The 3,707-nt window shown below is 40.7% G+C and carries 3 protein-coding genes; all 3 read right to left on the reverse strand.

Annotated elements, in window-relative coordinates; translation table 11 throughout:
- On the reverse strand, positions 1–2,076 hold a 2,076-nt coding region (locus VE944_RS14665), incomplete at its 3' end, for a two-partner secretion domain-containing protein (RefSeq protein WP_324978182.1).
- A 560-nt stretch (positions 2,077–2,636) separates the two neighbouring features.
- Positions 2,637–2,939: a hypothetical protein gene (locus VE944_RS14670; protein ID WP_324978184.1), complete on the reverse strand. Its 303-nt coding sequence runs from the start codon at positions 2,937–2,939 to the stop codon at positions 2,637–2,639.
- 619 nt (positions 2,940–3,558) lie between these two features.
- A partial coding sequence (locus VE944_RS14675; protein ID WP_324978185.1) for an element excision factor XisI family protein occupies positions 3,559–3,707 on the reverse strand: 149 nt, incomplete at its 5' end.

Here is a 3,707-nt window from a genome sequence, read left to right on the forward strand (position 1 = left end):
AACATCTGGTGAGTTGATTTCTACAGTGCCATTTAATGTAGGGTTTTGCTGAGAAAACGCGGTGATGTCACTTGTTAGCAGCCTACTTGGATCTAGTGGCTGTTTAGGGTTCAACAGCCTTTCTACCTCTGCACGGGTGCGCGGCTCAAAACCAAAGATACTCTTAGCGGTGATTATGATTTTACCACCAGAGGCAGATAAGGCATTGGCAGTGATATCGTTATTTTCAGAAGGAACGGTGACAAGGAAACCATTAGGTGCATTGATGGTGATATTACCGCCATCTCCATCACCCTCTGCATTAGTGGTTATTTTACTTTCGTGGCGCATCATTAACATGTCTTGCACCTCTAACGTAATATTCCCGCCCCGTCCTGACTCACTATTAGATGTGATTTGTCCTTGGTTGTCCAGCATGATGGAGCTAGCAGTTATATTTAGTTCACCTGCTGCTCCTAGATTGCTTACATCCCCTTGATATATTACATTGTCTGGAAGTCCTGGAACTTCGCTGCTCACAGTTATTGTAGCCCCATTCCGGATAATTAATTTATTTGTATTTATTGTCACTTTCCCCGCATCTCCCGGGCCGTTAGTCAAAGCAGACAAGGTACTGGGTGTAGTACCATTGGCTGAAATTCCAGTTATTTCTACAGAGTCGGAGGCGTTCACAGTCAAATTTCCAACTTTCCCTGTAGCTGGGAAATATTTGTTAGCATCTGATGATAGTGTTCCTGAAGACTCCGTTGTTACTTTTGCCCCATCTTGGATACGCAACTTCCCAGTATTGATCGTTATATCGCCAGCATTTCCAACATCAGAAGTTGCACTAAACAATCCACTGAAAGAAAAATTACGCCCCAAAGAAAAACCACCGATCAAGTCCACAGAATCTGAGGCGTTTACAATCAATTTTCCTCCTGAACCCAAGCTTTGTTTTACATTCCCGGCTTGTGCTCCATTTCGGACTTGTGCTCCATTCCTGACAATCAACTTCCCAGTTGTAATCGTTAAGTCTCCAGCATCTCCAGCACCAAAAGTTACAGCCGTCAACGGTGTGCCGGGACCAATTAATTCTACGGACTCTGAGCCATTCACCGTTAAATTCCCTCCCGATTGAGAACCCAAGGTATTAGCTAAAATCTGTGAACGGTCAGTTATCAGAATGCGCCTACCTTGTACCTGGATATCGCCACTACCTTCGCCACTAACATCTACCTGAGATGGCTTCGCAGAACCGTTAACAGTTCGCTGCATTAGTTGGATGTTCTGAAAATTCTGGACACCTTCATAACCTAAGACCCAACCTTGGTTCGCTGGCTTCAGACTGACAAGACTATTGCTAGCAACACTTCCTAGCTCAATTCGTCCCCCTTTTGCCGTTAAACTTCCGCCCTCCAAGGTTATATCACCGCCTACAAGTGCCAAGGTTTTACCTGGCTGCACTTGTAGACCAGCAGGGGCATTTAAGCGATTGGTTGCTTTATCTAGACTAGCTTGGGATTCATTGCGGATAAAACCCGCACTTGCTCCAAATTGTAAGCCAGTGGGAACACTTACTATCAGCAGAGGTATGGTTTGGGGATCTGTGGTGCTAAATTTAGTACCATTAGCAAAGTTCACACTACTCGCTGTACTTGCTACAAATGAACCGCCTATGTTTAAGGAAGCATTGGGCCCAAAAATAATCCCGTTAGGATTAATCAAAAACAGATTAGCATCGTAATTAGCATTAAGGATTCCATCAATATTTGAAATAGATTTACCTGTTACCCGGGTAATGATGTTCTTAATATTTGCGGCGTTATTGAAAGAACCTGCGTTTCCAGTGCGAACAGAAAACTGGTCAAAGCTGTGGAAAAGGTTCGTATCGCGAATTGCTCCACCATCGATTTGGTCAGTAGGGATTCCATTAATGACCTTGGGTGTAACAACTGAATTTTCAATTCCCAAGGTGTTATCCGGTATAATCTGGGACAAAGCACAACTTGCAGAAAAAGTAAGTGTTCCACTAAATGCCAAAACACTGACTAGTCGTAACTTCCAGTACCGACCGCTTCGGCTTTGATACATCATAGAATTTACCCTTGACATTATGAGCCTTTAATCTAATGAAACAGCCCTGCTTTTTTAAGGCGGTCGCTACGTTGTGCGGCAAGCCGCTCTTATTGCAAGTAGCGTGAATTTAGGAGAATATAAAAGTATTTTGATACATCACTAAGGGCTTTTCAAATATCCTCTTAGTTCAACTTTATCCATTTTTTGTAAACACTCACCTGGCCAGAAATAAAAAGCTACAGAGCAACTAAATTTATTTATGGTGTTCAAAATTTTTGAATGCGTGACTTTTGACTCCCCCGTACCCCTTCGGGGAAGCAAGCTACGCGCAGCGTCCCTAAGGGTTGGGGCTGACAGGTTGCGATCACAAAGCTTCTATGCCTAAGAGGTTGTTTGAAAAGGGTCGTTTGAGATGATAATTAGTACATCTAGGCATCTGAATATAGGGCTAAAACGTTGATTTCTCATTGCAGTTAAGCCCAATTATCAGTGCAAAATTATACCTTACCAGACTTTTCAAACATCCTCTAAATATTTGTCAATAAGTAGAGATTAATGCATTGCCCCTGATCGATCATTTAGCAGTCCATCCAGCAACCATCAGGATGGTTGTCTATAGGGCAAGGTTTACGCAATACCATACACGATTTATTTAAATTCTGGGTTTGCTCATCTACACGAAAGTCATCAGATTGGAGTTGATTTACGTTGAGTGTATACTCAAGTTTAAGAATATCTTGCGCCGATATACCGTATTTTTCGATTATCTTGCTTAAGTTAGAGTTATTCAGGATATTAAACAATTCCTGCTTAATTTCGTCTTTTAACTGCTGTAATGTTTGAGCATCTATAGGTGTTGACTGTAATATTTTAGAATCCATAAATTTTGCTCTCCTTGTAGATTGGTAAATGTGTGAACTTATCTTGTAATGTACTAAATTAACCTGACTTCTATGAGTACAGTTTGGCGACAAAAAATCAAGAAGGTGGAGTCTAGAGTAGCAGGAAAGCATTAGTTTTCTAAAGCTCTTGCGAACTCCGATAATTATGACTTCAACTTGGCTAGTTATAATTACGCATTGTGTAACAAAACTTCATATATTTATCCTGGATTTCCTTAAAGTATTGATGAATCTGGCTACTGACCGTAGATCACTCAAGAGGATTGAGTAATTAATACCTCCTCAACTTTTACACTCTGCTTACGGTTTGGATAAGCCTACAGGCTAAAGACTTACCATTAAGCCTTTCATCTTTCTCATGTCGCCAGAAAATCAAATATGTTTTTTATGTGTGTGTTGAGAATGATGGAATCCGCGATGTCTACGACGGGCTACGCCAACGCACCACATCTGAGTTGAGTAGAAGGTGCGATCGCTTGCATAAAGGTTATAGCGAATCAGTGATCACTTGTATAAAGTTCATAACAAAAAAACAAAACCTTATTTATTTTCCTACCTAATATTTTAATAAAATATATTTTTAGTATTATTCTTTCCTTTATTCACCAGCGAACCCTGATAATTGGCGCATTTTTGGAGTATGGAAACCAATCACAATATCTTGTTTATCTATACCCATTTCCATCAGTTCTAAAGCTATATCTGCCTCCGTTGTATTTTGTTGAATCCAAATTTTATTATTTTTGA

The organism is Nostoc sp., from assembly GCF_035638895.1.
Lineage (GTDB): Bacteria > Cyanobacteriota > Cyanobacteriia > Cyanobacteriales > Nostocaceae > Nostoc.